General features: G+C 75.5%; 20 protein-coding genes. 13 read left to right on the top strand and 7 right to left on the bottom strand.

The genetic code is table 11. The annotated features are described in order from the left end of the window. Window positions 1-17: 17 nt before the first annotated feature. The 6 genes from GOBS_RS20730 (at window position 18) to nudC (ending at window position 7,771) form a co-directional block, all read left to right on the top strand. Window positions 18-1,436, top strand: a complete 1,419-nt coding sequence (locus tag GOBS_RS20730; protein ID WP_041242569.1) for a M20/M25/M40 family metallo-hydrolase — start codon at window positions 18-20, stop codon at window positions 1,434-1,436. After that, window positions 1,433-3,058, top strand: a complete 1,626-nt coding sequence (locus GOBS_RS25760; protein WP_012950227.1) for a serine/threonine-protein kinase — start codon at window positions 1,433-1,435, stop codon at window positions 3,056-3,058. Before GOBS_RS20730 ends, GOBS_RS25760 begins: the two co-directional genes overlap by 4 nt. Before the next feature lie 35 nt (window positions 3,059-3,093). Next, entirely contained in the window at window positions 3,094-3,960 is an 867-nt protein-coding gene (locus tag GOBS_RS20720) for a DUF2510 domain-containing protein (protein ID WP_012950226.1), read from the top strand. A gap of 186 nt (window positions 3,961-4,146) precedes the next feature. Continuing rightward, entirely contained in the window at window positions 4,147-5,457 is a 1,311-nt protein-coding gene (locus GOBS_RS20715) for a M16 family metallopeptidase (RefSeq protein WP_012950225.1), read from the top strand. Next, on the top strand, window positions 5,454-6,809 hold the full coding sequence (locus GOBS_RS20710) for a M16 family metallopeptidase (RefSeq protein WP_012950224.1): 1,356 nt from the start codon (window positions 5,454-5,456) through the stop codon (window positions 6,807-6,809). Before GOBS_RS20715 ends, GOBS_RS20710 begins: the two co-directional genes overlap by 4 nt. Further along, window positions 6,806-7,771: an NAD(+) diphosphatase gene (gene nudC / locus GOBS_RS20705; RefSeq protein WP_012950223.1), complete on the top strand. Its 966-nt coding sequence runs from the start codon at window positions 6,806-6,808 to the stop codon at window positions 7,769-7,771. Before GOBS_RS20710 ends, nudC begins: the two co-directional genes overlap by 4 nt. 193 nt (window positions 7,772-7,964) lie before the next feature. Here the strand turns inward: nudC and GOBS_RS29020 are convergent, their stop codons facing one another. From GOBS_RS29020 to GOBS_RS20690, 3 genes are all read right to left on the bottom strand, one after another. After that, the gene (locus tag GOBS_RS29020; protein WP_243697560.1) at window positions 7,965-8,312 is read right to left on the bottom strand and encodes a nucleoside/nucleotide kinase family protein; all 348 of its coding nucleotides are present in this window, start codon (window positions 8,310-8,312) and stop codon (window positions 7,965-7,967) included. A gap of 299 nt (window positions 8,313-8,611) precedes the next feature. Then, complete coding sequence (locus GOBS_RS20695; protein ID WP_012950221.1) at window positions 8,612-9,208, bottom strand: ANTAR domain-containing protein; 597 nt, start codon at window positions 9,206-9,208, stop codon at window positions 8,612-8,614. A gap of 188 nt (window positions 9,209-9,396) precedes the next feature. Continuing rightward, window positions 9,397-9,660 (bottom strand): mycoredoxin, encoded by a 264-nt coding sequence (locus GOBS_RS20690; RefSeq protein ID WP_012950220.1) that lies wholly within the window; start codon window positions 9,658-9,660, stop codon window positions 9,397-9,399. Window positions 9,661-9,809: 149 nt separating this feature from the next. Between GOBS_RS20690 and GOBS_RS20685 the strand changes: the two genes are divergently transcribed. The 4 genes from GOBS_RS20685 to GOBS_RS27765 all read left to right on the top strand — a co-directional run bounded on the left by GOBS_RS20685 (window position 9,810) and on the right by GOBS_RS27765 (window position 13,070). Then, window positions 9,810-11,834 (top strand): ATP-dependent helicase, encoded by a 2,025-nt coding sequence (locus GOBS_RS20685; protein ID WP_012950219.1) that lies wholly within the window; start codon window positions 9,810-9,812, stop codon window positions 11,832-11,834. A 182-nt stretch (window positions 11,835-12,016) separates the two neighbouring features. Beyond that, window positions 12,017-12,331, top strand: a complete 315-nt coding sequence (locus GOBS_RS20680; protein ID WP_012950218.1) for a hypothetical protein — start codon at window positions 12,017-12,019, stop codon at window positions 12,329-12,331. A gap of 245 nt (window positions 12,332-12,576) precedes the next feature. Next, window positions 12,577-12,813 (top strand): WhiB family transcriptional regulator, encoded by a 237-nt coding sequence (locus tag GOBS_RS20675; RefSeq protein ID WP_279432623.1) that lies wholly within the window; start codon window positions 12,577-12,579, stop codon window positions 12,811-12,813. 92 nt (window positions 12,814-12,905) lie between these two features. Further along, on the top strand, window positions 12,906-13,070 hold the full coding sequence (locus tag GOBS_RS27765; protein ID WP_012950216.1) for a hypothetical protein: 165 nt from the start codon (window positions 12,906-12,908) through the stop codon (window positions 13,068-13,070). A gap of 173 nt (window positions 13,071-13,243) precedes the next feature. Here GOBS_RS27765 and GOBS_RS20670 read toward each other — a convergent pair whose 3' ends face one another. From GOBS_RS20670 to GOBS_RS27760, 3 genes are all read right to left on the bottom strand, one after another. After that, entirely contained in the window at window positions 13,244-14,566 is a 1,323-nt protein-coding gene (locus tag GOBS_RS20670; RefSeq protein ID WP_012950215.1) for an ABC1 kinase family protein, read from the bottom strand. A 19-nt stretch (window positions 14,567-14,585) separates the two neighbouring features. Continuing rightward, window positions 14,586-15,758, bottom strand: a complete 1,173-nt coding sequence (locus GOBS_RS20665) for a ThiF family adenylyltransferase (RefSeq protein WP_012950214.1) — start codon at window positions 15,756-15,758, stop codon at window positions 14,586-14,588. A 220-nt stretch (window positions 15,759-15,978) separates the two neighbouring features. Further along, the gene (locus GOBS_RS27760; protein ID WP_012950213.1) at window positions 15,979-16,131 is read right to left on the bottom strand and encodes a DUF5679 domain-containing protein; all 153 of its coding nucleotides are present in this window, start codon (window positions 16,129-16,131) and stop codon (window positions 15,979-15,981) included. A 382-nt stretch (window positions 16,132-16,513) separates the two neighbouring features. Between GOBS_RS27760 and GOBS_RS20660 the strand changes: the two genes are divergently transcribed. Continuing rightward, window positions 16,514-17,170, top strand: coding sequence for a M48 metallopeptidase family protein (locus tag GOBS_RS20660; RefSeq protein WP_243697559.1), 657 nt, complete (start codon window positions 16,514-16,516; stop codon window positions 17,168-17,170). Window positions 17,171-17,216: 46 nt separating this feature from the next. Here GOBS_RS20660 and GOBS_RS20655 read toward each other — a convergent pair whose 3' ends face one another. Then, window positions 17,217-18,584 (bottom strand): zinc-dependent metalloprotease, encoded by a 1,368-nt coding sequence (locus tag GOBS_RS20655; RefSeq protein WP_012950211.1) that lies wholly within the window; start codon window positions 18,582-18,584, stop codon window positions 17,217-17,219. Window positions 18,585-18,919: 335 nt separating this feature from the next. Between GOBS_RS20655 and GOBS_RS20650 the strand changes: the two genes are divergently transcribed. Beyond that, a complete protein-coding gene (locus GOBS_RS20650) occupies window positions 18,920-19,978 on the top strand; it encodes a YlbL family protein (RefSeq protein ID WP_208104328.1) in 1,059 nt (352 codons plus the stop codon). Window positions 19,979-20,201: 223 nt separating this feature from the next. Further along, window positions 20,202-23,135 carry a UPF0182 family membrane protein gene (locus tag GOBS_RS20645; protein ID WP_243697558.1) on the top strand — a complete coding sequence of 978 codons (2,934 nt, stop codon included), beginning with the start codon at window positions 20,202-20,204 and terminating at the stop codon, window positions 23,133-23,135. The last annotated feature ends 45 nt before the right edge of the window (window positions 23,136-23,180 follow it).

The following is a 23,180-nucleotide window of genomic DNA, read 5'->3' as shown; positions in this document are numbered from 1 at the left end:
CGCTACCGTCGGGAGTCGTGAGCAGCCCGGAACGCGACTTCGTCAACGCGCACCTCGACGACCTGCACACCGACCTCGACGCGTGGTTGCGGATCCCGTCGATCTCCGCGGACCCCGCGCACGCGCCGGACGTCGCCGCCAGCGCCGAGTGGCTGGCCGCCGCGCTGCGCCGCACGGGCTTCCCGGTCGTGGAGGTCTGGAAGACCGCCGGCGCCCCCGCCGTCTACGCCGAGTGGCCGTCGGCGGACGACGGCGCGCCGGTGGCCCTTGTCTACGGGCACCACGACGTCCAGCCGGTCGACCCGCTGGAGCTGTGGGAGCACCCGCCGTTCGAGCCGGCCCGCGTCGAGGGCTCCGACGGACCGGAGCTGCACGCCCGCGGCGCCATCGACGACAAGGGCAACGTCGCGATGCACCTGCTCGGCATGCGGGCGCACCTGGCCGCCACCGGTCGCGACACCCCGGCGGTGACCGTCAAGGTGCTGGTCGAGGGCGAGGAGGAGTCCGGCTCGCCGCACTTCGCCGCCCTGCTCCGGGAGCGGGCCGAGCGGCTGCGCTGCGACGTCGTGGTGGTCAGCGACACCGGGATGGCCGCCCCCGACGTCCCCAGCGCGGTCGTGGCGATGCGCGGGCTGGCCGACGCCGAGATCACCCTGCGCGGGCCCGCCGTCGACCTGCACTCGGGCTCGTTCGGCGGCGGCGTCCCCAACCCGCTGCACGCCATGGCGACCCTGCTGGCGAGCCTGCACGACGCCCACGGGCGGGTCACCCTGCCCGGGTTCTACGACCGGGTCCGCCCGCTCACCGACCGGGAGCGCGACCTCATGGCCCGCGTGCCCTTCGACGAGCAGGCCTGGCTGACCGGTCCCGCCGCCTCCCGGCTCGCCACCGGGGAGGACGGCTTCACCACCCTGGAGCGGATCGGCGCCCGGCCCACCGCCGAGGTCAACGGCATGTGGGGCGGCTACACCGGCCCCGGACACAAGACCATCATCCCGGCCGAGGCGCACGCCAAGATCACCTTCCGGCTGGTCGCCGACCAGCGCCCTGCCGACCTCGCCGAGCAGGTGCGCGGCTGGGTGGCGGCGAACCTGCCGGCGGGCATCCAGGCCGACGTGCACGTCCCGGCCGGCGGTGTCTCGCCGTGCGCCAGCGACCTCGACTCCCCGGCGATGGCCGCCCTGCTCACCGCGATCGGGCAGGCCAACGACTGCGACCCCGCCGACGTCCTCTTCACCCGCGAGGGCGGCAGCGGACCGGAGGCCGACCTGGTCGACGTCCTCGGCGCGCCGCTGGTGTTCCTCGGCGCCGGGCTGCCCACCGACCGCATCCACTCGCCGAACGAGCGGGTGCTGCTGCCGATGCTGTACCGCGGGGCCGAGGCCGCCGCGCACCTGTGGCGGGAGCTCGCGACCGTGCCGCTGCGCCCGCGGTGACCGGGCCGCAGCACGGCGGGCAGTTCGGCCCCTACCGGATCACGGGCGTGCTCGGCCGCGGCGGCATGGGGCAGGTGCTGCGGGCGCACGACGGCGAGCACGAGCGGGACGTCGCGCTCAAGGTGCTGCACCCGCAGTGGGCCCAGGAGGAGGGCTACCGCGACCGCTTCCGGCGCGAGGCCCGCATCGCCGCCCGCCTCACCGAGCCGCACGTCATCCCGATCCACCGGTACGGGGAGATCGACGGCCAGCTCTTCCTCGACATGCGACTGGTCGACGGCGAGGACCTCGACTCGCTGCTGCGGCGCACCGGCCCGATGGACCCCGCCCGCGCCGTCGACCTGGTCGGCCAGGTAGCCCGTGCCCTGGACGCCGCGCACGCCGGGGGTCTGGTCCACCGGGACGTCAAGCCGTCGAACGTGCTGCTCGTCGGCCGCGCCGACGGGCGGGACCTGGCCACCTCCGCCGCCGGGGAGGACTTCGCCTACCTGGCCGACTTCGGCGTCGCCCGCGGCGCCGACGACGGACCCGGGCCAGCGCTGACCGCCGTCGGCACCGCGGTCGGCAGCACCGAGTACATGGCCCCCGAGCGCTTCGGCCCGACGCCGCCGGACGCCCGCGCCGACGTCTACTCCCTGGCCTGCCTGCTGTTCGAGCTGCTCACCGGTCGCCGTCCGTTCCCGCCCGGCGACCCGGCGCGGGTGATGGCCGCGCACCTGCACGAGGCCCCGCCGGCGCCGTCGTCCCTGCGCCCGGGGCTGCCCGCGGCGCTCGACGAGGTCGTCCTGCGCGGCCTGGCCAAGGACCCGGACCGGCGCTGGCAGCGCGCCGGCGACCTCGCCGACGCCGCTCGAGCGGCGTTGACCGGCAGCGGCGTCCCGGTGCCGTCCCCGGACGACGCGATCGCCGTCGGCCCACTGCCGACCGACGGGGCTCGCTCTCCCACCCGGGTCGTGCCGGCCGCCGCCCCGGTGCCCTCGGCGCCGACCCTCGTCGGCGCCCCGCCCGCCGCCCGGACCCGGCGCCGGCTCCGCTGGTTGCCGTGGGTGCTCGCCGCCGCCGCGACCGTCGCGGCGCTGGTGCTGGCCGGGCTGTACGTCACCGCCGACCGCCGGGCCGACACCGCCGACCGCCGCGCCGACGCGGCCGCCGCCGACGTCTCCGGAGTCGCCGAGCGGCTGCTGGCCCTGGCCCTGCCCGAGGAGGTCGACGCCACGGACTGCACCGCCGCACCCGGCGACGGCGAGACGCTGGGGCGGCTCGACTGCCCCGCCGGGGACCCCGACGAGGACGGCGCCCCAGCGACCACCCACACCCTCTACGCCGGGAACGGCGCCGCCACCGCCTTGGCCGAGCACGTGGAGGCCGCGGGGCTGCCCGTGCTCGACAGCGAGTACGGCTGCGGGAACGGCGACGACCCGGAGGGCTGGCTGCTCCTGGAGGACTCCGACGGCCGGACGGTGGGCCGGCTGGCCTGCTCCCTCGACGCGCAGGGCGACGCGCAACTGCGCTGGACCTGGGACGACACCGGCACGCTCGCCGTCGCCGAGGTGCGCGGCGGCGGGGAGGACGAGTTGCGGGAGCTGGTCTTCTGGTGGGACGACGACGCCGACCGTCGGTGACCTGAGGTCCCGGGCGGCGGTCCTAGGGTGACGCCGTGACCGGTCAGTCGAGCGCGCCGCCGGGCTGGTACCCCGACCCCGACGGCACACCGGGGATGGTGCGCTGGTGGAGCGGCGCCGCCTGGTCCGACGTCACCACCCCCGCCGGTCCCGGCGTGGCCGTGCAGGCGCCGGTCGCGCCGCCGGCCCTGGCGCCCGCGGGCCCCGCGCAGGGTCCGCCGCCCGGCCCGGGACGACCGCCGCAGCGCACCGCCTGGGTGGTCGGGCTGTCGGTCCTCGGGCTGGTGCTCGTCGTCCTCATCGGCTTCCTCGTCGGCCGGCCCAGCGGTCCGGACGACGACCGGGGCGCCGCCGCACCGCCCGCGCCGACCGGTTCGCCGTTCCCGCCCGACACCGTGCGGATCGTCGACGAGGCCGCCGGCATCGCCTATCCCTACCTCGGCCAGGGCTGGCTCGAGTACGACCTGCAGGACATGGTCGAGACGACGTCGGTGGCCGGGCAGTACCTCGTCACGCAGGACGTGACGCCGGACGGCGGTCTGTTCATCGCCCAGTGCACTTCCGGTCCGCTGTCGCCGGGCTTCTACCCCGGCGCAGGCGGTCTGCAGCCGGCCCTCGCCCGGGTCGCCGACAGCGTGCGCCTGAACTACTACCCGCTCCCCAACGCGCCGGAGGTCCTGCGCGACGAGGCCCGGATCGTCGACGGCGTCCCCGCGCACCTGCTCGAGTTCGACCTGTCCTGGGACGTGGACGGCTACGAGGCGTCGGCGGAGCGGGTCGCCCTGCTCATCGTCGACGTCGGTCGCCCGGCCCCCGCACTGCTGTACATCTCCGTCCCCAACACCCACGCGGAGCTGTACGGGGTCGTCGACCGGGTGGTCGACGGCGTCGACGTGCTGTGACATCGTCGGCCCACCGGCCGACACCGCGACCACGTGCCGTCCCCGGCCTGCGTCGAGCCCCAGACCCCCCGTCCCTGCTCGGGAGGACCCTCCGGGCGCCCGCTCGCAGGGACCCCCGGGTGACGGACGGCGCCCCTCCGGCGTCGCCCGACGCGGGCCTCCCCGGGCGCGGCTAGGGTCGGGCACGTGACTGCAGCTGGGGCCGACCTCACCCTCCGGCACCCGGTGCAGCGTTTCCGACTGGAGAACGGGCTGCGGGTCGTGCTGGCGCCGGACCGCAGCGTCCCGGTGGTCGCCGTGACCGTCTCCTACGACGTCGGGATGCGCAACGAGCCCCAGGGCCGCACCGGATTCGCCCACCTCTTCGAGCACCTGATGTTCCAGGGCTCGGCCAACGTCCCGAAGATGGAGCACGCCCGCCTGGTCCAGGCCGCGGGCGGCACCTTCAACGGCTCGACCCACCAGGACTACACGAACTACTACGAGGCCCTCCCCGCAGAGGCCCTCGAGCGAGCCCTGTTCCTCGAGGCCGACCGCATGGCGGCGCCGGCCATCACCGAGGAGAACCTCCGCAACCAGATCGACGTGGTGAAGGAGGAGATCCGGGTCAACGTGCTCAACCGCCCGTACGGCGCCTTCCCGTGGCTGCAGCTGCCCGCGATCGCCTTCGAGAGCTTCGCCAACACCCACGACGGCTACGGCTCCTTCGTGGACCTCGAGTCCTCGACCGTCGACGACGCCTCGGACTTCTTCCACCGCTACTACGCGCCGGGCAACGCCGTCCTGTGCCTGGGCGGCGACCTCGACGTCGAGGAGACCGAGCAGCTGGTGCGCCGTTGGTTCGGCCCGATCGCCGCGCGCGAGGTGCCGCCGACACCGCCCACCGGCGAGCCGTCGCCGACGAGCGTGCGCTCCGGCGTGGTCGAGGACCCGCTGGCCCCGGCGCCCGCGGTCGCCCTCGGCTGGCGCGTCCCGGACCCGGTCGGCGACCTAAACACCTACCTCGGCACGGTGCTCCTCGCCGAGCTGCTCAGCGAGGGCGACGCCTCCCGGCTGGAGCGCCGGCTGGTCCACGACGACCAGCTGGCCATCGCGCAGAGCAGCTACGTGGGCCTGTTCGGCGACCCGTTCGACGTCCGGGACGCCACGCTGCTCACCACCCAGGTGCACCACCCGGCGTCGGTCCCGGCCGAGAAGGTGATCACCGCCGTGCACGAGGAGATCGGCCGGATCGCCCAGGACGGCGTCGGCGCCGACGAGCTGGCCCGCGTGCAGGCGCGCACCGAGGCCCAGCTGCTGCGCCAGGCCGACTCGGTGCTCGGCCGCACCCTGGCGTTCGCCACCGCGGAGCTGGTCCACGGCCGCGCCGAGCTGGCCGGCGAGCTCGCTGCCCGGCTGGCCGCCGTCGGCCCCGAGCAGGTGCAGGCCGCCGCCCGGGGGCTGGACCCGGGCACCGTCGCGGTCCTCGAGCTGCGTGCCACGGGAGGACGGCGGTGAACGCCCCCGTGCTGGTCCCGCCGCTGGGTGAGCCCCGGCCGCAGCCCGAGCTGGCCGTCACCGAGGAGACGCTGCCCAACGGTCTCCGGCTGGTCGTCGTGCCGCGGCCGGGCGTCCCGCTCGTCGAGTTGCGGCTGCGGGTGCCCTTCGCCGCGCCGACCGCCCGCACCGCCGCGCAGCACACCGCCCGCGCCTCGGTGCTCTCCGGTGCCGTCCTGCTGGGCACCGGTGCGCACGATGCCACCGGCATCGCGGAGGCAGTGCAGGCCCACGGCGGCGAGCTGTCGGTCTCCACCGACCCCGACCGGCTGCTGTTCGCCACCACCTTGCTCGCCGAGGGGCTCGCTCCCGTGCTGGGCGTGCTGGCCGAGGTGCTGACCGACGCGACGTACCCGGCCGACCGGGTGGAGGCCGAGCGCGCCCGGGTCGCCGAGCGGATCTCCATCGCCCGCTCCCAGCCCGGCATCATCGCGCGCACCGCGCTGGCCGCCCGCCGCTACGGCGCGCACCCCTACGCCGAGCAGCTGCCCGCCGTCGAGCTGGTGGACGCGGTCCGCAGCCAGGCGCTGCGCAAGCTGCACCGGGAGCGGGTCCTCCCCGCCGGCAGCACCCTGGTGCTGGTCGGCGACCTCGACCCGGCCGCGGCCGTCGGCGCCGTCGGCACGGCGCTGGCCGGCTGGACCGGCGAGGGGACGGCGGTCGCCGCCCCGCCGGTGCCGCAGCCGGCACCCGGGCCGCTGCAGGTGGTCGACCGGCCCGGCGCGGTGCAGTCGAACCTGCGCCTGGGCGGCCCGGCGCCCAGCCGCACCGACCCCGACCTGCCCGCCGTGCGGCTGGCGAACATGGTCTACGGCGGCTACTTCTCCTCCCGCCTGGTGGAGAACATCCGCGAGCGGCGCGGCTACAGCTACAGCCCGCGCAGCTCGGTCGACCACCTGGCCGCCGCCTCCTCGTTCCTCGTCGAGGCCGACGTCGCCACCGAGGTCACCGGGCCGGCGTTCCTCGAGACCTGGTACGAGCTCGGCCGCATGGCGCTCGCGCCGGTCACCGAGGAGGAGCTGGACGCCGCCCGCCGCTACGTGCTCGGCAGCATGGCGCTGTCCACCGCCACGCACGCGGGGCTGGCCAGCACGCTCTCCGCGCTCACCGGTTCGGGCCTGCCGCCGCAGTGGCTGGCCGAGCACCAGCAGGCGCTGGCCCGGGTCACGGTCGAGGAGGTGCAGGAGGCGGCCCGCCGAGTCCTGCAGCCGGCCGCGCTGACCGCCGTCGTCGTCGGCGACGCGGGGCAGGTCGCCGACCCGCTGCGGACGTTCGGACCGGTCGAGGTCGTCTCCCCGGCGGACCCGGCATGAGCGTCCCGGACGGCGGCAGCAGCCCGGCCGACAACCCGCCGCCGTCCGGCGACGGCGTCGCGTGGCCGGAGAGCAGCCCCTCGCCGGTCGGGGCGGTACCGGTGCTGTCCCGGTCCGCGCACGACCGCAGCCACCTGGCCCGCCTGCTGCCCGACCCGACCGGCGGCCGCCCGGTGCGGGTGCTCACGGTCGACGAGCGGCGCACCGTGCCCGTCGAGGAGGCCGAGGGTGGTCCGCGCCTGCTCTGGGAGGAGCGCGCCGGGCTGCCGGAGGGCGCGGTCTACCTCGGCGAGGCCGACGGGGTGCCCTACGCCGCCGTCCGCGGGGAGCGACGGCTCACCCTCGGCGGCCGCCCGGCCGACACCTGGGCCGGGCTCCGCGACCTCGGTGCGGACCTCGGCGACCTGGACGCCGGCCTGCTCGCCGAGGCGATCGCCATGGTCGAGTGGCACGAGCGCAACCGGTTCAGCCCGCTGTCCGGCGCACGGACGACGATCGAGCGGGCCGGCTGGGTGCAACGGGACCCGGAGACCGGCGCGGAGCTGTTCCCCCGCACCGACCCGGCCGTGATCATGCTGGTCCACGACGGCGGCGACCGGTGCGTGCTGGGCCGCCAGGCGGTGTGGCCGCCGGGACGCTTCTCCATCCTCGCCGGCTTCGTCGAGCCGGGGGAGTCCGCGGAGGGCGCGGTGGCCCGGGAGGTCGCCGAGGAGGTCGGGCTGCGGGTCACCGACGTCCGCTACGTGGGCAGCCAGCCGTGGCCGTTCCCGCAGTCGCTGATGCTGGGCTACACCGCCCGGGTCGAGGGCGACCGGACGCTGCACCTGGACCCCACCGAGATCGAGGAGGCCCGCTGGTTCACCCGCGACGAGCTGCGCTCCGGCGCCGGCCCGCGGGCGCTGCCACCGGCGGTCTCCATCGCCCGGCACATCATCGACCGCTGGATCGACGGCGAGCTGTAAGCGGACGCCCCCCGGGCCCTCGGCGCTCCCGGCCCCGCGCACGTGTCAGCCAGCTCTACCGCGCCTCCGGACGCATGGAGCTGTGGTGGCGACGGGCCGGGTCCCCATGGCGTGTCGCCACCCGGATCTCATGATCATCGAGGGCTGGGATGCGGGCGGGGTCGTGCCACGAGGCGAGTGGCCGGGCCCTCCGTCAGCGGAAGCGGCCCTGGAGCACCAGCGCGGGGTGGTCGAGGGAGTCGGCCAGCACCACGGCGTCGGCCAGGGACACCGGGTCCACCTCGTCGTCGTAGCGGTCGTAGGCGGGCAGCTCCCACGCCTGCTCCTGCGGCGTGCGCCGCCGGCGGGCCGGCGGGGCCACCCGCAGGTGGACGACGACGTCGAAGGCCAGCCCCAGCCCCTGCAGCAGGGCGCCGGGCACGAGCAGCACACCGCGGGGCGGCATCGGCCGGGGGACGGCGCGGGCGGCCCGGTCGCGAGCGACGTCCCACAGGACCGGCAGGTACTCCCCGGAGCCGCCGGGGCCCACCGGGTCGAGCACCTCGCGGGCCAGCGCGCCGGAGTCCAGCCAGTCGGTGTAGCGGGCGTCGGGGTCGGTGCGGCCGTGCTCGAGCCGCAGCGACGCCGGGCGCAGGAACCCGCCGGCCGGGACGACGACGGCAGGGCGACCCAGCGGCGGGAGGCGTTCGGCGACCGCGGTCGCCAGCTCGACGGGCCGTGCGACGTCGGGGCCGTCGACGGCGACCCGGAGTGCGGACGCCCCCGGGTCGGGCTCGGTGCCGGCGAGCAGCTCGGCCAGCCGGTCGGCCAGCGCCTTGGGGGTCAGCGGCTCCGGACGGGTCAGGACCGGCCCTCCGCGGGCCCGCGCCCGGCCCGGCTGCGGGTGCGGGGCGCCCGCCCGGCCTCGCGGACGGGCGGCCGCGGGGCCGGACGGGCGGGGACGTCGACCTCGGTCGCGACCGGCCGGACGGCCAGGTCGTCGAGCACCTCACGGGCGAGCTCGGGCACCGGCCGCCCCTGCGAGCGGGCGTCGCGCCGCAGCTGCTCGAAGGCGGCCTGCGGCGTCGTGCCCTGACGTTCGGCCAGCACGCCGATGGCCCGCTCGGTGGAGACCCGGGCGGCCAGGGCGTGCTCGAGCTGGGCGACGGTGCGCTCCAGGGCAGCGATCCGGGCGTCCCGCGGGTCGGCGTCGGAGTCGGACCCGGAAGCGGCACCCCGGGCCGCGCGGCGGGCTCCGCGGTCCGGTTCGACCGGCGCGCCGAGCTCCTCGCTGACCAGGTCGGCGAGGGTCATGCCCTCCACGAGGTCGTCGACGTCCTCTGCGCGGCCGGGGGCGAACACCGACCAGCCGCGGCCGGTGCGGGCCACCACCACGGTGGGCTGCTCCGTGCCGCACGGGTCGTCCGCCGCCGTCACGTCCTCCAGGCCCTGGCTCACACGGCCTCCCCGGAAACCGGCCGACGGTGACGCCGGCGGGCACTCCGCTGGTTCTGTGCGCTCACTCACTGGGCGGCCTCCGCGAGGGGCTGGGCCCGGCGGGCAGCCGGGGGCGAGAGGGCGACGGTAACGAGCCGGCCGCGTCAACTGTGCCCCCTCGCGCAGCGCTGCTGAGGGAACACTCGCCGTCATGACCCCGTGGACTGTGCCAGCTGGGCCTTGACCTGGTCGATGGTGGGGTTGGTCAGGGCGCTCCCGTCGGGGAAGAGCAGCGTCGGGACGGTGCGGTTGCCCCCGTTGGCCTGCATGACCACGTCGGCCGCGGCGGCGTCCTGCTCGATGTTGACCTCGGCGTACTCGATGCCCTCGCGCTGCATGAGCTTCTTCAACCGGACGCAGTACCCGCACCACGTGGTGGTGTACATGGTCACGGCGGCGGGAGCGGCGGTCATCGAGGATCTCCTCCAGGTCGGTCCGGGGTCCGGGCGCCGGGCCCGTCCGTCAAGGCGCGACAACGCCGCGCCTCCGGGGATGCTTCCCCCCTCTGTCGGTGACGGCTGGGAGGATGGGCACCGGCCATCGACGGGAGACGGGGAGGCCGATGTCGCAGATCGCCGGTGCACCCGGGGACGTCCGGGTCGCGGGCGCCGAGGCCGTGCTCGCCCAGCTGGACGACGAGCAGCTCACCGCCGCCCAGGCGGTGTCCGGGCCGGTCTGCATCCTCGCCGGTGCGGGCACCGGCAAGACCCGCACCATCACCCACCGGATCGCCTACGGCGTGCACACCGGGGCCTTCGTGCCGGAGCAGGTCCTCGCCGTCACCTTCACCGCCCGGGCCGCGGGGGAGCTGCGGTCCCGGCTGGCCGGGCTGGGGGTGGGCGGCGTCCAGGCCCGCACCTTCCACGCCGCGGCCATGCGCCAGCTGCGCTACTTCGCCCCCCGCGTCCTCGGCGGCCCGATGCCCGAGCTGGTGGAGAACAAGCTCCGCCTCGTGGCCGCCGCGGCGTCCCGCTCCCGGTTGTCGACCGACCGCACCAGCCTGCGCGACCTCGCCAGCGAGATCGAGTGGGCCAAGACCACGCTGGCCACGCCCGACGACTACCCGGCCCGGGCCCAGGCCGCCGGCCGCGAGCCGCCGTTCGAGCCGGCGGCGGTGGCCCGGGTCTACGCGAGCTACGAGTCGGCCAAGCAGCGGGACGGCGCGCTGGACTTCGAGGACCTGCTGCTGGTCACCGCCTTCGCCCTCGAGGAACACCCGGACGTCGCCAGGCAGGTGCGCGGGCAGTACCGGCACTTCGTCGTCGACGAGTACCAGGACGTCAACCCGCTGCAGCAGCGGCTGCTCGACGCCTGGCTCGGCGGCCGGGCCGACGTCTGCGTGGTGGGGGACCCGAACCAGACGATCTACTCGTTCACCGGCGCCGACCCCGACTACCTGCTGGGGTTCGCCGACCGCTACCCGGACGCCGAGGTCGTCAAGCTGGAGCGGGACTACCGCTCCACGCCGCAGGTCGTGGCGCTGGCCAACAAGCTCATCGGGCAGGCGCCGCCGCGCAAGGGCCTGCCCGGGCTGCGGCTGCTGGGCCAGCGCGCCGAGGGGCCCGCGCCGCGCTTCTCCGAGCACCCCGACGAGCCCACCGAGGCCGCCGCGGTCGCCCAGGCGTGCCGGGCGCTGGTCGACGCCGGGACCCCGGCCGCCGAGATCGCCGTCCTCTTCCGGATCAACGCCCAGTCCGAGGTCTACGAGAACGCGCTCGCCGCCGTCGGCGTGCCCTACGTGCTCCGCGGCGGTGAGCGCTTCTTCGAGCGGCCGGAGGTGCGGGAGGCGGTGCTGCTGCTGCGCGGCGCCGCGGCCGGTGGCACCGAGCCCGGCGCGCTGGTGCCGACCGTGCGCGACGTCCTGGCCTCCACCGGCTGGGTGGAGCACCGCCCGCCGCCCGGGGGAGCGGCCCGCGACCGCTGGCAGTCCCTCGCCGCGCTGGTCGACCTCGCCGTGGACCTCGTGGCGGAGGACCCGACGTTGGACCTCGCCGGCTTCGTGTCCCACCTGGCCGCCCGCGCCGACGCCCAGCACGCCCCCACCGTGCAGGGCGTCACGCTGGCCTCGATGCACGCGGCCAAGGGCCTGGAGTGGGACGCCGTCTTCGTCGTCGGCCTCGTCGACGGCGTCCTCCCGATCTCGCAGTCGCTGTCCCGCCCGGACGCGGTCGAGGAGGAGCGGCGGCTGCTCTACGTCGCCGTCACCCGCGCCCGGGAGCAGCTGAACCTCTCGTGGTCGCTGGCCCGTAACCCCGGCGGACGCCGGTCCCGGCCGCGCAGTCGCTTCCTCGACGGGCTGGTCCCCGGGTCCACGCCGACGGCGGCACCGCCCCAGCGCCGGCAGAAGCGCGCCAAGGTCGTCCTGGAGGGCGAGGCGGGGGAGTTGTTCGAGCGACTGCGGGCCTGGCGCAGCGAGGCGGCCGCCTCGGCGTCGGTCCCGGCCTACGTCGTCTTCACCGACGCGACGCTTCAGGCGATCGCGGAGACCCGGCCGGCGTCGCTGCGCGAGCTGGCCGCGCTGCCGGGCATCGGGGCCCGCAAGCTGGAGCTGTACGGCGAGGACGTGCTGGGCACTCTCGGTTCCTGAGACGTCGCGGTAGGTCACGGCGGTCGGCCGTCCGGAACCGCCCGGGCACGGCCCGGTTAATTGCGTTGACCGTCTCCGCGGCGGCCCCCTACTGTCCTGATCGCGCTCGAGAGCACCCCGAGCGCGCCAGACCCGAGACCGGCCGCACGGCCGCGATCCGACCCCCGGAGGAGGTGGGCGACGTGATCAGCACATTGTGGACCCTCGCCCCCGCCGGGGCTCGTGGCCCGGTGGGCCTCGCCGTGCGTACGGCTGCCTGCGCCGTCGAGTCGCCCGCGGTCGCCCGCCTGCGCGCCCTCCCGGTGACCCCGCTCGTCACCCCGCGCCCCGGCACCCGTGTCCCCGGCCTCGACTTCACCGGCATCGGCGTCTTCGCGACGCCGGCGATCGACGCCTTCGCCACCACCGGCTACGCGCAGCAGGTCAGCGAGCGCACCACCACCGAGCACAACGGCACCACCCTCGGGATCCACTCCTCGAGGAGACCCTCGAGCTAGCGCTCGACAGGACCTCCTCGAGGCCGCGGAACCCGAACCGGGATCCGCGGCCTCTCTCATCTCCTCCGCGGCACCCGGCCCCGACTCCCGGTCGGCGGGCCCCCGCCGGTCGTAGACGACGAGTACGAGGAGGAGCGGCAGTGCAGTCGACGGCCGACCGTCTGACGACCCACCGCCGACCCGGGCTCCCCCGGACCGGTGGCTCCCTTCCCCGACGGCCGGCGCCCCCGCTGGCGCCGGCACCGGTGCGGCGTCCCCTGCCGTGCCGGACCGACCCGGACCTGTGGTTCGCGGACACCCCGGCAGGGCTGGAGGAGGCCAAGGTCCGCTGCGCGGACTGTCCGGTCCGCGACGCCTGCCTGGCCGGCGCGCTGCTCCGCGGCGAGCCGTGGGGCGTCTGGGGCGGGGAGATCTTCGAGCGGGGTGTGGTCATCCCGCGCAAGCGCCCGCGGGGTCGCCCCCGCAAGGTGGCGGTCGCGTGAGCGACCGGCACGCAGTCCCGGGCCGGGTCCACCGTGCCCGGCACCACCGGTCCGCCGTCGGCGGGCCATCCACGACGACGTGAGGACCTGACGTGTACAGCATCGAGTACGACCTGGCCGTCGACCGGCTGCGCAGCCTGCGCGCCGAGGCCGACGCCGAGGCGCGCGCCCGCCGGCTGCGGGCCGCCCGCCGCTGGGCCCGCCGCGCGGAGTACGCCACGCGGCGGGCGGCGCGGGCCAGCGCCGCCGTCCGCTGAAGGAGGACCCCGCTGCCCCCCATGGAAGGGCCCTGCAGCGGGGCCATCCGATCGAGGCCGGGTCCGGACGCTCCCGGTGCGTCCGGACCCGGTCCTCTCCGCGCCGCGCCCCGCCTCAGGCCGGACGACCCCGTCCTCCCACCCCTCACGGGCTGAGGGCAGGGGGTCCTCGGTCAGCCGGTGAAGCCGGGCAACCACTCCTCGACCACGCTGCGGTAGTCGTCCTCCGCGTCGAGCTGGCAGAGCACCCCGATGGACCCGATCGTCACCCGGTGGATGAGCAGGTACGCCGGGGGCAGGTTGAGCATCCGGCCCAGCCGGTTGGCCTCGGTGCGGGGATCGGCGATCCGGGTGGCCTGCTCCTGCATCCACGCCCGCGTGAAGTGGAAGCGCGGCTGCCGGATCGGCTCCAGCAACGGCAGCAGGTACTCCAGCACCCCCTGTGCGTCGACCTCCACGCCGGGGCGGACGAAGCCCTCGGTGCGCAGGTCGGCCAGCACGTCCTCGGCCCGGCCCTCCAGTGCCCAGCGCACCAGCCGGCCGATCGGCTCGGGGTGCCCGTCGGGCAGCCGTGCGGTGGCGCCGAAGTCGATGACCCCGAAGCGGCCGTCGGGGGTCAGCCGGAAGTTGCCCGGGTGCGGGTCGGCGTGCAGCAGCCCGGCCCGCTGCGGACCGGAGAAGTGCAGCACCGCGAGCAGGTGCCCGGCGCGGTCGCGCTCCTCGCGGCTGCCCGAGGCGATCACCTTCGACAGCGGCGTCCCCTCGAGCCACTCGGAGACGATCACCTTGGGTGCGCTGGCGACCACCCGGGGGACGACGATCTGCGGGTCGTCGGCGTACGCGGCGGCGAAGGTCCGCTGCGCGTCGGCCTCCAGGCCGTAGTCCAGCTCCTCGACCACCCGGGCCTTGAGCTCGGTGATCAGCGGCTTGACGTCCAGGCCGGGGAACAGCGCGGCGAACAGCCGGGCGAAGCGGGCCAGCTGGTTGAGGTCGGCCATGAGCGCGGTGGCCGCGCCCGGGTACTGGATCTTGACCGCGACGTCGCGGCCGTCCCGCCAGGTCGCCCGGTGCACCTGCCCGATGCTGGCCGCGGCCGCCGGCGCGTCGTCGAACTCCTTGAAGCGCGTGCGCCACGTGCCGCCCAGCTGCTGGGCCAGCACCGCGTGAACGGTGCGCACCGGCATCGGCGGCGCCTCCTCCTGCAGCTTCACCAGCGCCTCGCGGTACGGGGCGGCCACCTCCTCGGGCACGGCCGCCTCGAACACCGAGAGGGTCTGCCCGAGCTTCATCGCCCCGCCCTTGAGCTGACCCAGGACGGCGAACAGCTGCTCGGCGGTGCGCTGCTGCAGCTCCGCGTTCACCGCCTCGGCGGGGCGACCGGACAGCCGTTTGCCGATGCCCAGGGTCGCCCGGCCGGCCGCCCCCAGCGGCAGCGAGGCCAGGCGTGCGGTCCGTGAGACCGAGCCTCGTGGGATCCCCCGGTCAGGCTCAGTCACGGGCGCTCCTCCTGGGCGGTCAGTCGGCCGCGGTCGCGGCGGCGCCGGCCCCGTCCGGGCCCGGAGGCGCACTCGGCGACCATTGTCCCCCGATGTGCGACAGCGCCGCTGACGGAGCGGCTCCGGCCTCCTCGCCGGCGCCGCGGGGCACGCAGCCGCAGTCCGGGTGCGCCGGCCACCGGCGGGTGCGGGGGAGGAGGTCCGGCGGGCGGAGCTCCACCGTCGTCCCCAGGCTGGCCGGGGCGCCTGCGCCGTCGAGCACGGCCAGGACCTGCACGGCCGCCGTCACCGCCGTCGCCAGGCACGTCACCGTCGCCCCACCGGGCGGCGCCTCGCCCGAGGTCAGCTGGGCGGCCAGCGCCGGCCACCGCGGGTCGGCGTCCCGGCGGTGCAGGTCCGCGCAGCGCAGGCAGCTGGTGGCACCGGGCACCACCAGCGGCCCCACCACGCCGGTCTCCCCGCGGACGGTCGCCACCAGATGCCGCACCCCGCGCCGTTGCAGGTCGCCCGCGAGCGGGTCCGAGGCGGCCCACGTCCTGGTGAGGACGACGAGGTCGGCTGCGCTGCCCGCGGGGAGCGGGCGCAGGTCGGTGAGCGGGCTGGCCCGGCGGACGGCGTCGGCTGCGGCCAGGGCGCGCGGGCGGCCCTCGTCGTCGGCACCCAGCCCGCCCACGACGGCGTCCCCGGCCGTGGTCAGCCCGTGGTCCCGGATGCTCACCCGGCCCACGCCGCTCGCGGCCAGCACCGCGGCGAGCGGCACGCCGACCCTCGTCGCGCCGTCGACGACAACCGTCGCAGCCCAACGGCCGCGCCAGCGCGACCCAGAGTCCCGGCTCGTGGCGGTCGGCAGTTCGGTCTGCGTGCGGGCGGCGGCAGCCGGCCCGGCGGTGGAGGCCAGCAGGTCGGCGGGGTCCAGGTCGACGAGCAGACCGGTGGAACGCAGGGCGTCGAGCACCGCGGTCACTGCCGTGGGGTCGTGGCCGTCCCTGGCGGCCTCGGCGAGGACCGTGCGCTGCGGCCGGCGGCCGTCCAGTCCGCGCAGCAGGGTGGTGAGCCCGGCCGTGCCGGGGGAGACGAGCAGCCCGTCGGCGGAGTCGGCGCCGCCGACCTGGAGGTCCTCGTTGCCGTCCGCCCCGGCCAGGCGCAGCAGCGGGACGCTCGCGGGCAGCAGGGGGTGCGCGGTGTCGGCCACCGGCGCAGGGTGCCAGCGCACCGGCCCGGCGCGCGCCGTCCGTCCACAGGCACCCCGGTGGGGCCGGAGACGGCGACCACAGGCACCCCGGTGGGGCCGGAGACGGCGGACGGCGGCGCCCGCCGTGCGGGCACCGCCGTCCGTGGTGACGAGCTGCAACGGCCACCCTCCAGGGGCCCGCGCCGAGCCTGCGAGGCGTGGGGAGGAGGGTGGTCCTTCTTCAGGCCTTGCCGAGGATCCGGTTCATCTTGGTGCCGCACACCGGGCAGGTGCCCTGCGCCATGCGGCGGCCGGACTCGCTGACCTTGACCTCACCGTCGAAGTCGCGCTTCTCCTTGCACTTCACGCAGTAGCCGTTGTAGCTCTCCGCCACGGTGCCTCCTCGTCCGGGTCCGCTCGACGTCCCCGCGCGGGGCGCCGTCCTCCCGAACGCTACCCGGGGCGCACGCGGTTCCCGGAGCGGCGGCGGTCCCGTCCGGCCCCGCTGCCCACAACCTGTGGACAACCCTGTGGAGCACGTGGGGAAGCAGCGGCGTGTCGCTGTGCGCGGCCGGGGGACAGTCGCCGGGTGGCGCCGGTGCGGTACCGCGTGCCGCCGCTCCCACCTGCGGGAACGTCCGTCGCGTCCCTGTGGACGGCCCCCGTGGGGACCCGTCCCCGGACCGGGCGGGCCGTTGTCCACCGTCCGTGCGACATGGGACCGCCGCGGTGCGGCTGCCGCAGCGTGCCGCCGTCGTGGTGGCTACGGTTCCCCCGTGCCTGGAACGCCTCCCGACACCCAGCGTCGCCCCGTCCCCTCGGTGCCAGGGGACGTGCGGGGTACCCGCGCGGTCCCCGCCGACCGGTCGGCGCGGACGTCGGGCGCGACGCTGCCCGGAGGGGACGTCGAGGTGCGGCGCAGCAGCAGGCGGCGGCGGACGGTCACCGCCTACCGGGAGTCCGGGCGCACGGTCGTGCTCATCCCCGCGGCCTTCAGCCCGGCCGAGGAGCGGCGTTGGGTGGCGCAGATGGTCGCCAAGCTGCAGACCCGGGAGGAACGGCGCCGTCGGTCCCTCGGTGGGGACGACGAACTGATGGTCCGCGCGCGGGCGCTCTCCGCGGCACACCTCGACGGGGTGCCGCAGCCGGCCAGCGTCCGCTGGGTTGACAACCAGAACCGGCGCTGGGGCTCGTGCACGCCGGCCGACCGCACCATCCGGCTCTCCAGCCGGCTGCGCGCCATGCCGGAGTACGTCGTCGACTACGTGCTGGTGCACGAGCTGGCGCACCTGGTGGAGCCGAGCCACGACGCGCGCTTCTGGTCACTGGTGGCGCGCTACCCGCGGGCCGAGCGGGCGCGCGGCTTCCTCGAGGGCGTCGAGCTGGGCAGCGCGCACGGCACCTCGTCCGCCGGGGACGACGACCTCGACTGAGGGACGTCGTCGGCCCACCGGCCGGCACCGCGGGCGAGGAGCCGGCTCAGTCCCCGCTGTCGCGGCCGTCGGTGTCGGGCTTCTGGGTGCCGGGCTCCTGGGCGTCGTCGGCGGTGAGGCTGCGCAGCTCGTCGTCCGCACCCTGGCGGGCGACGAAGTCGAGCGGCTCGTCCAGGTCGTCCGACGTCGGCAGCAGGTCCGGGTGCGACCACAGCCGGTCGCGCTCGGCGTTGCCGTGCTGCTGGGCCATCGCGCCCCACACGGTGGCGGCGTCGCGCAGCCGCCGCGGCCGCAGCTCCAGGCCCACCAGGGTCGCGAAGGTCTGCTCGGCCGGCCCGCCGGAGGCGCGACGGCGGCGCATCGTCTCGGCCAGCGCTCCGTGCCCGGGCAGCCGGTCGCCGGCGGCCGCGGCCACCACGCTGTCGACCCAGCCCTCGACGAGCGCGAGCAGCGTCTCCAGCCGGCGCAGCGCCGCCTGCTGCTCGGGGGTCTCCTCGGGCTCCAGCAGCCCGCTGCCCAGCAGCGCCTGGATGCCCTCGGGGTTGGTCGGGTCGATCCCGCCCATCGAACCCATCGCCTCGTTGATGCCGCGCTCGATCGCCTCGCGGTCGACGTGGATGCCGCGCGCGTACGCGTGGACGGCGTCGTGCAGCTGCTGGCGCAGCCACGGCACGTGCACGAACAGCCGCTGCGAGGCCGCCTCGCGCAACGCGAGGAACAGTCGCACCTCGTCGGCGGGGCGGTCGAGGCCGGCCGCGAACTCGGCGACGTTCTGCGGCAGCAGGACGCCGGCGCCGGCCGGGGCCAGCGGGATGCCGATCTCGCCGCTGGTGAGGACCTCGCCGGACAGCCGGCCGAGCGCCTGGCCGACCTGGGCGCCGAACATCAGGCCGCCCATCCGGCCCATGATCCCGGCGAGCGGGCCGGCCATCGCGGCCGCCTCGGCGGGGAGGGCGCTGGTCATGGCGCCGACGACGCGCTCGGCGAGCGGGTCGATGAGGGTGCTCCAGGCGGGCAGCGTCTGCTCCACCCACTCCACGCGGGACCAGGCGAGCGGCCGGTCCACGCCGGAGGGCAGCTCGGTGACCTGGTCGAGCCACAGGTCGGCCAGGCGCAGAGCATCGGCGACGGCGGCGCGCTCGGCGTCGGAGGACGGCTGCGAACCGGCGGCCAGCGAGCTGATCGCCCCCTGCCGCGCCAGGTCCCAGTTGACCGGGCCGCCGGACCAGGTCATCAGCTTCTGCAGCTCGGCGAACAGCGGCATCTTGGCGAGCAGCTCGTCCGGCGTCCCCCCACCGGCGCCACCGAAGAGAGCGCCGAATCCGAAGGGGTCGTTCCCGGGGCCTGACCCGGACTGGTCGCGACGCTCGGGGTCGCGGTCGGGGACACCGAAGCCGAACGGGACATCGCTCATGCCCCCACGGTAGCCGCGTGATCTCCACCGGAGCGGGCCGCCGCTACGCCCTGCGCGGACGGCCTCCCTGACGGCCCCGCCGATCCCGTCCAGGGCACCGCCTGAGCGGACGGCCCTCCTGCAGGGCCCGCCGGCCCCGTCCGGAGGCTCGCCGCAGGCCTCGTCCCGGGTCCCACCCCGAGCCTGCGAAGGGTGGGGAGGACGAGGTCCTTCCACGGTGAGGAGGACGGGGTCCTCTCACGAGCGGAGGGGGCAGGGGCGGCCTCCCTGCAGGGTCCCGCCGCGAGCTTGCGAGCGGAGGGGGGCAGGGAGGTCCTTCTCTAAGCTGGCCGGTCGTGACCCGTCGGATGGCCGTCCTCAGCGTCGGTGTCGTGCTGCTGGTGGTGTTCGGCGTCCTGGGTGCGGCCGTGCCGGTGCCCTACGTCGCGCAGGTGCCGGGGCCGACCTTCAACACGCTGGGCGAGATCGACGGCGAGCCGATCATCAGCGTCGAGGGGCGCGAGCGCAACGAGACCGAGGGGGAGCTGACGCTCACCACCGTCGGCGTCAGCCGGGCCGGGCTGAGCCTGGTCGAGGCGGTGCAGGGCTGGTTCGACAGGGAGGTCAGCGTCGTCCCCGAGGAGACCGTCTACCCGCCGGGGCGCACCGAGCAGCAGACCCGCGACGCCAACCGGCAGGCCTTCCTGACCTCCGAGGAGGCGGCCGAGGCCGCGGCGCTGGCCGAGCTCGGACACCCGGTCAAGGTCGTCGTCCGCGGGCTGTCCGAGGACTCGCCGGCCGAGGGCAGGCTGCAGGAGGGCGACGCCGTCGAGACCCTCGACGGCCGGCCGACGCCCGACCTCGCGACGCTGGACGCCGTCCTGCGCTCGATCCCCGGCGGCACGACGGTGAGCGTCGGGTACACGCGCCTCGGGGAGCCCGGGACCGCCACGGTCACGACGCGGTCGGCCGCCGACGCGGAACAGACCGACGGCCCGGCCGACGCCGAGGAGCGCGAGGGCTCGCTGCTCGGCGTGCTCGTCCGCGAGCAGCCCGCAGCGCCCTACGACGTCGACATCGCCGTCGAGGACGTCGGCGGCCCGTCGGCCGGGCTGATGCTGACCCTCGGCATCCTCGACCTGGTCGGCGACACCGACCTGACCGGCGGCGCCACGGTGGCCGGCACCGGCACGATCACCGCCACCGGTGAGGTCGGCCCGATCGGCGGCATCCAGCTGAAGATGATCGCCGCCGAGGAGATCGGCGCCGAGCTTTTCCTCGTCCCCGCCGACAACTGCGCCGACGCCCTCGGTGCCCCCCGGCCAGGCCTCACCCTCGCCCGGGTCGCGAACCTAGACGAGGCCCTGACCGCGCTCGAGGACCTCCGCGCCGGCCGGACCCCGCGGCCCTGCTGACGCCGCCCGGCCGACACGGACGTCCCTCGGTGGGGGAAGCTGTCGGGCGGAGCGGGCGGCCGGGGAACCCCGCACGGCCCCGAGCGTTGGTCTGGGCGACCGGATCGGTGCCCGGGGGCCCGAGCCGGGGCCGACCCGACCGTCCGTGGCCGGCACCGTCCGTGGCGCTCCGCCACGACCGCAACTGAAGGAGACCCTCGTGGCCATGCGGCCCCCTGTAGCCGTGCCGACCCTGTCGCGGCGCGCGAAGGTGGTCATCGGGGCCATCGCCGTCCTGCTCGTGCTGTTCACGGCCATCGGGACGCTCACCAACGTCTACGTCGACTACCTGTGGTTCGACGAGACCGGGTTCACCGAGGTCTTCTGGACCGAGCTGCAGACCCGCGCCCTGCTGTTCGCCGTGGCCGGCGTGGCCACCGGTGGGCTCACCGCGCTGGCGATCCACCTGGCCTACCGGTTCCGCCCGACCTTCCGGCCGATGTCGCTGGAGCAGCAGAACCTCGAGCGCTACCGGCAGTCGATCGAGCCGCGCCGCACCCTGGTGCTCACCTCGGTCGCCGTCGTGCTGGGCCTGTTCGCGGGGTTCACCGCTCAGGGCAGCTGGGAGACCTGGCTGCAGTTCCGCAACAGCACGGGCTTCGGCCGGGTGGACCCGGAGTTCGGCCTGGACATCTCGTTCTTCGTCTTCGACTACCCCTTCTACCGGCTGCTGCTGAGCTTCGGCTTCGCGATCGTGATCCTCGCGCTGATCGGCTCGCTGCTGACCCACTACGTGTTCGGTGGCCTGCGGCTGCAGACCCCGGGACAGAAGCTCACCGGCGCGGCCATGGTGCAGCTGTCGGTGCTGCTCGGGCTGTTCGTCGCGCTCAAGGCCGTCGCCTACTGGCTGGACCGCTACGCGCTGGTCTACTCCGACCGAGGCGGCCTGTTCACCGGCGCCAGCTACACCGACGTCAACGCGCTGCTGCCGGCCAAGACGATCCTGGTCTTCGCCGCGGCCGTCTGTGCGGTCGCGTTCCTCGCCAACGTCGTCGTCCGCAACTTCCGGCTGCCGGCCGCGGCGCTGGTGCTGCTGCTGATCTCCAGCCTGGTGATCGGCGTGGCCTACCCGGCGATCGTGCAGCAGTTCGTCGTCCGGCCCAGCGCCAACGAGCGCGAGGCCGACTTCATCGCCCGCGCGATCGAGTCGACCCGCCAGGCCTACGGCCTGGCCGACGTGGAGTACGTCGACTACGCCCAGCAGGAGACCGGCGAGGAGGTCGACCCGGCCGCGGCGCTGGCCGAGCTGCGCAACGACACCGAGACGATCCCCAACGCCCGGCTGCTGGACCCCAACGTCCTGTCCGCCACGTTCACCGCGCGCCAGCAGATCCGCAACGTGTACGGCTTCCCCGAGAAGCTCGACATCGACCGGTACACGGTCAACGGCGAGACGCAGGACTACGTCGTAGCGGTCCGCGAGCTCAACAGCCAGGGGCTCAGCGAGAACCAGGACACCTGGATCAACCGGCACACCGTCTACACGCACGGCAACGGGTTCGTGGCCGCGCCGGCCAACCAGGTCGTCGCCGGCCAGGAGGGCGGCGAGCCGCGCTTCACCACCCGGGACCTGCCCACCCGCGGCAACATCGAGGTCAGCGCCGACGGTGCGCGGATCTACTACGGCGAGCTGATGCAGGACTACTCGGTCGTCGGCGCCCCCGAGGGTGGTGAGCCGCGGGAGTTCGACCTGCCCGAGGGCAGCGACGGCGAGGGGCAGATCAACAACACCTACGACGGCCGGGGTGGTGTCGAGGTCGGCAGCTTCTTCCGGCAGCTGACCTTCGCGATCTTCTACCGGGAGCGGAACTTCCTGCTCTCCAGCGCCGTCAACGACGCCTCCAAGGTGCTCTACGTCCGCGACCCGATGGACCGGGTGGAGAAGGCCGCGCCGTTCCTCACGGTGGACGGCGACCCGTACCCCGCGGTCATCGACGGCCGGGTGCAGTGGATCCTCGACGGCTACACCACCTCGGGCTCCTACCCCTACGCCGAGCAGATGGAGCTGGGCGAGGCGGCCACCGACGCGCTGACCGGCACCGGGACGACGGCGCTGCCGAACGAGACGTTCAACTACATCCGCAACTCGGTGAAGGCCACCGTCGACGCCTACGACGGCACCGTCTCGCTCTACGAGTGGGACACCGAGGACCCGGTCCTGCAGACCTACATGAAGGCCTTCCCCGGGCTGGTCCAGCCTCGTGAGGACATGTCGCCGGACCTGGTCGGCCACGTCCGCTACCCGGAGGACCTGTTCAAGGTCCAGCGGGACATCCTGACCCGCTACCACGTCAGCGACCCGGGCGACTTCTACAGCGGCAACGACCGCTGGGCCGTCCCTGCCGACCCGACGCAGGACACCCAGGAGCCGCAGCCGCCGTACTACATCCTGGCCCAGCGGCCGGGCGACCCGGAGGCGAGCTTCCAGCTGACCAGCGCGCTCAACGCCTTCCGCCGCGAGAACCTGTCGTCGTTCGTCTCGGCGTCCAGCGCGCCGGACACCTACGGGCAGATCCAGGTGCTGACCCTGCCGGGCAACACGCCGTTCCGGGGCCCGCAGCAGGTGCAGCAGTCGTTCATCACCAACAACCAGGTGCGGCCGGACCTCACGCTGTTCAACAGTGCGGAGTCCCGGGCGGTGTTCGGCAACCTGCTCACCCTGCCGATCGGCGACAACGGCCTGCTCTACGTCGAGCCGCTGTACGTCGAGGGCACGGGCGAGAACTCCTTCCCGCTGCTGCAGAAGGTGCTGGTCAACTACGGCGACCGGGTCGGGTACGCCAACACCCTCGCCGAGGCGCTGGACCAGGTGTTCGGCGCCGGGGCGGGGGAGGCCGCCGTCGACAACGACAACGCCCCCGCACCCACCGACCAGCCCGATGCGCCGGCGACCCCGGCTCCGCCGGCCGACGGCGGGACGGCGGACACCCCGAGCACCCCGGAGATGCAGTCGGCGGTCCAGGCCATCAACAGCGCGCTGGCCGCGTTGGAGACGGCGCAGCGCAACGGCGACTTCGCCGGGCAGGGACAGGCCCTCGAGGACCTGCAGGCCGCCGTCACCGCGTACCAGACCGCGCAGGCCCAGGCCGCCCAGGCGGCCACGACACCGGGGGGCTGAGCCGAGGCCGGCGTGGGCCCCGCCTCTGTGGTGGGGCCCACGCCG

Source organism: Geodermatophilus obscurus DSM 43160 (assembly GCF_000025345.1).
In the GTDB taxonomy this organism is placed as follows: Bacteria; Actinomycetota; Actinomycetes; order Mycobacteriales; family Geodermatophilaceae; genus Geodermatophilus; species Geodermatophilus obscurus.
The sequence above is the reverse complement of the archived record's forward strand: the minus strand, read 5'-3'. Positions and strand labels throughout refer to the sequence as shown.

What these genes read in the sequence shown, in the direction of transcription:
- nudC (WP_012950223.1), top strand. Translation starts at nt 6,806, where the DNA reads ATGAGCGTCCCGGACGGCGGCAGCAGCCCGGCCGACAACCCGCCGCCG.
- GOBS_RS20690 (WP_012950220.1), bottom strand. Translation starts at nt 9,660, where the DNA reads ATGACCGCCGCTCCCGCCGCCGTGACCATGTACACCACCACGTGGTGC.
- GOBS_RS20685 (WP_012950219.1), top strand. Translation starts at nt 9,810, where the DNA reads ATGTCGCAGATCGCCGGTGCACCCGGGGACGTCCGGGTCGCGGGCGCC.
- GOBS_RS20655 (WP_012950211.1), bottom strand. Translation starts at nt 18,584, where the DNA reads ATGAGCGATGTCCCGTTCGGCTTCGGTGTCCCCGACCGCGACCCCGAG.